Source organism: Asaia prunellae JCM 25354, assembly GCF_000613885.1.
GTDB classification, from domain to species: domain Bacteria; phylum Pseudomonadota; class Alphaproteobacteria; order Acetobacterales; family Acetobacteraceae; genus Asaia; species Asaia prunellae.
The window spans coordinates 24,898-31,008 of the sequence record NZ_BAJV01000024.1; the positions used below are offsets into that span (position 1 = coordinate 24,898).

General features: G+C 47.7%; 5 protein-coding genes. 4 read left to right on the forward strand and 1 reads right to left on the reverse strand.

Annotated elements, in window-relative coordinates; genetic code table 11:
- Positions 1-24 precede the first annotated feature (24 nt).
- Both groL and JCM25354_RS15035 read left to right on the forward strand, forming a co-directional pair.
- Complete coding sequence (gene groL, locus JCM25354_RS15030) at positions 25-1,668, forward strand: chaperonin GroEL (RefSeq protein ID WP_025886664.1); 1,644 nt, start codon at positions 25-27, stop codon at positions 1,666-1,668.
- A 754-nt stretch (positions 1,669-2,422) separates the two neighbouring features.
- The gene (locus JCM25354_RS15035; protein WP_025886666.1) at positions 2,423-3,670 is read left to right on the forward strand and encodes a hypothetical protein; all 1,248 of its coding nucleotides are present in this window, start codon (positions 2,423-2,425) and stop codon (positions 3,668-3,670) included.
- 429 nt (positions 3,671-4,099) lie between these two features.
- On the opposite strand, the gene JCM25354_RS23155 is transcribed toward JCM25354_RS15035, so the two are convergent.
- The gene (locus tag JCM25354_RS23155) at positions 4,100-4,222 is read right to left on the reverse strand and encodes a hypothetical protein (protein ID WP_279379589.1); all 123 of its coding nucleotides are present in this window, start codon (positions 4,220-4,222) and stop codon (positions 4,100-4,102) included.
- A gap of 174 nt (positions 4,223-4,396) precedes the next feature.
- Between JCM25354_RS23155 and JCM25354_RS20860 the strand changes: the two genes are divergently transcribed.
- Positions 4,397-5,554: a glycosyltransferase family 2 protein gene (locus JCM25354_RS20860; protein WP_084294804.1), complete on the forward strand. Its 1,158-nt coding sequence runs from the start codon at positions 4,397-4,399 to the stop codon at positions 5,552-5,554.
- Positions 5,555-5,682: 128 nt separating this feature from the next.
- Positions 5,683-5,946 carry a hypothetical protein gene (locus JCM25354_RS21215; protein WP_148301557.1) on the forward strand — a complete coding sequence of 88 codons (264 nt, stop codon included), beginning with the start codon at positions 5,683-5,685 and terminating at the stop codon, positions 5,944-5,946.
- Positions 5,947-6,111: the final 165 nt, after the last annotated feature.

Here is a 6,111-nt window from a genome sequence, read left to right on the forward strand (position 1 = left end):
TGAACCTCTACTGGAGATAAGAATATGGCTGCCAAAGACGTAAGATTCGGTGCCGATGCACGCCAGCGCATGCTGCGCGGCGTTGATATCCTTGCTGACGCTGTAAAGGTCACGCTGGGCCCGAAGGGTCGCAACGTTGTTCTGGACAAGAGCTTCGGCGCACCGCGCATCACCAAGGACGGCGTTTCCGTCGCCAAGGAAATCGAACTGGCCGACAAGTTCGAAAACATGGGCGCCCAGATGGTGCGCGAAGTGGCCTCGAAGACCAACGACACGGCTGGCGATGGCACGACCACCGCAACCGTTCTGGCTCAGGCTATCATCCGTGAGGGCGCCAAGGCTGTTGCCGCGGGCATGAACCCGATGGATCTGAAGCGTGGCATCGACAAGGCTGTTCTGGCAGTTGTGGCCGAGCTGAAGGCGAACACGCGCAAGATCACGACGCCTGCCGAAACGGCACAGGTCGGCACGATCTCGGCAAACGGCGAGCATGAAATCGGCGAGATGATCTCGCAGGCCATGCAGAAAGTCGGTTCCGAGGGCGTCATCACGGTTGAGGAAGCCAAGGGCCTGCACACCGAACTCGACGTTGTCGAGGGCATGCAGTTCGACCGCGGCTACATCTCGCCGTATTTCGTGACCAATGCCGAGAAGATGCTCGCCGATCTGGATAATCCCTATATCCTGATCCACGAGAAGAAGCTCTCCTCGCTGCAGCCGATGCTGCCGCTGCTTGAGAGCGTCGTTCAGTCCGGCCGTCCGCTCATGATCATTGCTGAAGACGTCGATGGAGAAGCGCTTGCTACGCTGGTCGTCAACAAGCTGCGCGGTGGCCTGAAGATTGCTGCCGTCAAGGCTCCTGGCTTCGGTGACCGTCGCAAGGCCATGCTGGAAGACATCGCTATCCTGACGGGTGGCCAGGTCATCAGCGAAGACATTGGCATCAAGCTCGAAACTGTCACACTCGACATGCTCGGTCGCGCCAAGAAGGTGCATATCGAGAAGGAAAACACCACGATCGTTGAAGGCGCCGGTAACACGGACGACATCAAGGGCCGTTGTGCACAGATCCGCGCGCAGATCGAGGAAACCACCTCCGACTACGACCGTGAGAAGCTTCAGGAGCGTCTTGCCAAGCTGGCCGGTGGCGTTGCCGTAATCCGCGTTGGTGGCAGCACCGAAGTCGAGGTGAAGGAGCGCAAGGATCGCGTTGACGACGCCCTGCATGCAACCCGCGCCGCTGTTGAAGAAGGCATCGTTCCGGGTGGTGGTACGGCTCTTGCCCGCGCTTCCGTTGCCCTGAAGGACCTTTCCTTCCAGAATGACGACCAGCGCGTTGGTGCGGACATCATCCGCAAGGCTTTGCAGGCTCCGCTGCGTCAGATCGCATTCAACGCTGGTGAAGACGGCGCCGTCATCGCTGGCAAGGTGCTTGAGATCGCCGAGTACACGCACGGCTTTGATGCACAGAATGCAGAATACAAGGATCTGGTTGCCGCTGGCATCATCGATCCTACCAAAGTTGTCCGTACGGCTCTTCAGGACGCAGCTTCGGTTGCCGGCCTGCTGATCACGACGGAAGCCATGGTTGCCGAGAAGCCCGAGAAGAAGGCCGCTCCGGCCGGTGGTCCGGGTGGCATGGGTGGCATGGGCGATATGGATTTCTGATCCAGCCCGTCTCCATCAAGGTTACAAAAGAGCCGCCCTGTCGAAAGACAGGGCGGTTTTTTTTTATGTTTGCAGAATGTCGTCACGGGTTCAGCATCGGGATGTTGGTGAGGACACTCACTTGAGAGTGATTTGGATATCAGATCTGATGTGCTTCTACCTGACAGTATTGAAGACGTACCTCGTAGGGACTCACAATCTCGATGTGGCGATCTGCCTGTTCAGTACGACCGCCATGCTTTGCCTAATCTTGAAGACACGAGCCTCCGCACTTGTCCTGTTGGTTCGCTGCGATATGCTGAACTGACCGCCACGCCGGGCTGCTAACAGCTTGCCTCCCCGGTCTGTATACGGCGAATGAGGTTTATAATTTTCACAACTCAGTTGGCGGCGATTCCCGCTCAGATGGAATGCCTCGCAACTATGGCGCCGTTCCAGCAACTATATAGTATCGTGTGAAGACAATGCTGTTTTAGGTCATCCCGGAAGTATAATTTTTTATGTTTCACGAGAATGATTCCGCGCGGATCGTGGCAAGCCACCGGTCGTGACTCTTAGGGCAGATGGGCATCGGGCGAGAGATTTTCTCTTCTGCCAGCCAATACAAGTCATTCAGCTCGAATAATTTCGCCGATTTGGAATCAGATATCTGATCTCAAATCGAAGGTCCTGTAATCCCGACCCTTGCAAAACCTTCGTATGGAATTATCACTATAATGAAAACTTAATGGGTAAGAAATAAGGAGATTAGAATTTGTCTATATGTGATATATTCATTGATGATAACTATATCGTAAGAGCTTACGCAGGCTTAGATACTGGAGACCATATAGTTGTAAGTTTTACCGGAATTAGTGCACCTGAACGTCATGACGGTAGCTTTTTCGGGGCGGCTCTAGCAATCAAACTTGGTATCCCGTGGATAGGGATCATCGATCGCCACGAAAATTGGTATTGTAAAGGCTCGCTCGAAGAGGCTTTTATCGCAGTCCGCGCATGGATTTCAGCCCGAAAACAAAATTTTGATCCTGGAATTACGCCTAGATTAGTCGGATTTGGTATTTCGATGGGTGCTTATGCGGTTTTGAAATATTCCCGTATATTGGGCCTTGACTGCGTAATGGCAGCAGCGCCCCAATGGAGCCTAGACAGAGCAGAAGCACCTTATCCTTCTCACTTCAAGCACTTCTATCAACCCTTTATGACAGGAATGGGTGTTCGCTCCAATGATGTCCATGGTCGTATTTATGTGTTCTACGATCCCTACGAAGAACCTGACCTTGATGAAGTAAAAATGTTCAAGCGTCATATTGATGTACATGAAATTACGCTCTGTTATGCTGGTCATATGGTGTTATCTAACATAAAAGGCTCTCGTATTTTTTCAGATATGCTTCAACATATAGAGAATCCATTAGCATTTCGGCACATAGCAACCTTGGCGCGTCGACACAATTTTGAGAATATTGCCAGAATGATTGAGCGTGCATTCAACCGCAATCCACGCCTAGTCTCGCAGGCTTTCCACACTAGACGCTTCAAAAAAGCGATAAAGAACGGATCCAGAGAAACCGTATCTCGAATTTGGAAAATAGCAACGAAGATTGCATATATGGGATATATACACGAAGCCGAAGCGTTTTTTGCTTGTGCTACTGGGAATTATAGTCCTTGTATCACATTACCTCGAATCATGAGCTGGCGCGGGGAACTGCTATGCTACTGTCACCACCGTGAAACCTTCTTCCAAACAAATAGTCATCTACCTGTACAGGGCTCCATGGTGACAGTAGTGGACAATGAGCTCTTTGCTACGACGCCGGTTGGGCTTGTTCCAGTTCCTGGACAACTGACTCCAATAGGCGAACAAAGATATGCTATCGTTATTGAAAAATCTTATCTCTCAGCACGTGATGATGATCAGGCTACCCTAATGCCTGCTTTAGATGCATGGGAGGAGTTTCTATTACTTCCTGCCCGCCCGCTCTCAGTGTCCGAATAGGTTTCAATCTGTTTCATTTGTCGCAGTGCGCCTTGGATGCCAGTGCTTACGAACTGCGCGCGGTGATGATGTTGATATTGCCGCGATCTCTCGTGTGAGGCAACGATAAGGTTCCGACTGGATGAAGCTCCGTTTTCTGTCGTAGCGCTTTGATAAGACAACAAGACCTGTGTGTAGAGTAGCTTTCATGCCGGGATAGAAGATGGACTTCTGTTTTTGAGCAGATGATCAAATCATGGCTCGGCAGAGGGGGGGGGCAGACTTTAAGCTACTTCCTCAATATCAAGCTAAACAAGCGTAATGTCGCTTTTCAGGACGACAGCATTAGCAGTTCATAGCGGATAGGTGGTTTGCTTGAAAGGCAGTTGTTCTCGATTGGTCGGGGTTATGGTATCTCTTGTTTGAGAGGCAGAGAAGAAACTAAAAAGATCAGACCTTTAATTCTGGAACCGCAATCCCGTTCAGCGCCGGTAAATCAAGACTGACGCAATTACTGGTGTCGTTGTGGGCCACGAAAAACTCCCAACCGTATTCATCTTTGTCTGCTGCCATGTCCCAACCATCATAGTCTTATTCTGATCTTCAAGTCTAAAAGGATTTTTTCTACCCGACCTATCCGGTGAGGTGAAAATGTGCTAAATCTGCGTAGCTGACCCTAGATTTTCTTGCAAAGTTAGAGATAAATCCAAGAGGCATATTTAATAGTATTGCTGTTCTGCAACTATTATGGGTGATATGATGAAGATTGCAATTTGTCTTGCTGTTAAGAATGAGAAAGACGATATTCCATATTGGGTGGCGTGGCACTCTTCGATCGGCTTTGATTCTTTTTTTATCTATGATGACCAATCAAGCGATAGTACCAGTTATGTAATTAATTCTTTAAGAGAAAAATACGATATAAGATTGAAAAATGTGAGAGAAGACAGAGACGATCACGTTATACGACAAGTAGATATATATAATTCTTGTCTCTCAGAAGCCAAAGAAGATTTTGATTGGCTATGCTTTATCGACTCTGATGAATACGTCTATATTGATAGTGGGTCAATAAAGTCTTTTTTGCAACAAATGCCGGAGGATGCTGGGTGCGTGGCCTTAAATTGGTGTTGCTTCGGAACGAATGGACATCTTTCTCGTCCCGAAGGCTCACCGATTTTCTCATATAGAAAACACGGAAATAATACTGAGTACTGGAATAATCATACAAAAGTTATAATTAGACCTCGTAGTGTAAATGGTGATATCACTTATGTGCACAATGCCCCTGTAACGGGGAGGACACTTACATCTGATGGAAAAGATGTCGTTTGGACTACTATATTTGGAGGATTTACAGCTCAATCGCCCAATTGGGAGAATGCCAGACTACTACATTTTCAGACAAGATCTTTAGAAAACTATATCAGACGCTATAAGGACATGGAGATCCATCGCAGGCAGAATGCAGGAGATCCTGTCCATGATGTAATGAACAGTAAGCTCTACGATGCTGAGTTTATGCAGATCGACAATGCGATTATTAGTAAGTACTCAGATGAACTCATGATTCTGGTTGATGCCCAACTTAAATATATAGAAAAATTGATGAAGTCCACGTCAATAATGGAAATCAAGCTGCTTGCTGAGCGATTGGATTTATCAAGGTTTGATGTATTTGTTCCCGCCAGGGATCATAAAACGCATCAATTGGAAACCAGATGTGTCTCTATTCATAATTATGGAGGAATCAACATTGATGCAGATGTGAGTGTTTTAAGATTAAAGGCTCACACCGGCGCTTCTCTTTTCATCGATGAAACAGACAGATCACGACGGATAATACTGCTGAGACTGAGCTTCTTGGTCTCTATGTTCAAGGTACGCGTTATATTCATTTTGTAGCCGCAGATCGAAAGCGCTTCTCTATACCAAATGATGCTAGAATAACAGCGCTTCGGACCTATGAGGTCTGGCAGAATCCAAATGGCAGTATTTGTTTCTCTCATCCACGGACAAAGAAGTATCTTTCAGTGGGAGCTGATGGAGATGTTGTGGTGGATAGGAAGCGAGCATGGGAGTGGGAATGGTTCGATTTTGAATCGATTGATCATAATGCAAACGAGATAGGAAATAACTTTATAGAAGTAAATAATATTTCTTCTGTCTATAACAAAATTTATCTGAATGGATTTAATTATAAATTTCTTTCTAATTATATATCTATGTTGCCTGAGCATGAACGGACTGCATTAGATTTTATGTGTGGAGGCATTTTGGGGGAGCACATTCATTAGGTCTCGTTGACAAAAGACCTGATCTAGAGTGTTGCTGCGGTGATGTTGAGGAAGCTCATAAAAGATAGGATAGCCTTGTCGTATCGGGTGCGATACGGCGTATCTGCTTGAGCCTGTCAAACATCCGCTCGATGCGATATTGGTCCCGATAGCGTTTCTAGGGCC

Bases quoted from the DNA above. Each gene is read 5' to 3' on its own strand.
- JCM25354_RS20860 (WP_084294804.1), top strand. From the start codon at position 4,397: ATGGGTGATATGATGAAGATTGCAATTTGTCTTGCTGTTAAGAATGAG.
- JCM25354_RS23155 (WP_279379589.1), bottom strand. From the start codon at position 4,222: ATGGCAGCAGACAAAGATGAATACGGTTGGGAGTTTTTCGTGGCCCAC.
- groL (WP_025886664.1), top strand. From the start codon at position 25: ATGGCTGCCAAAGACGTAAGATTCGGTGCCGATGCACGCCAGCGCATG.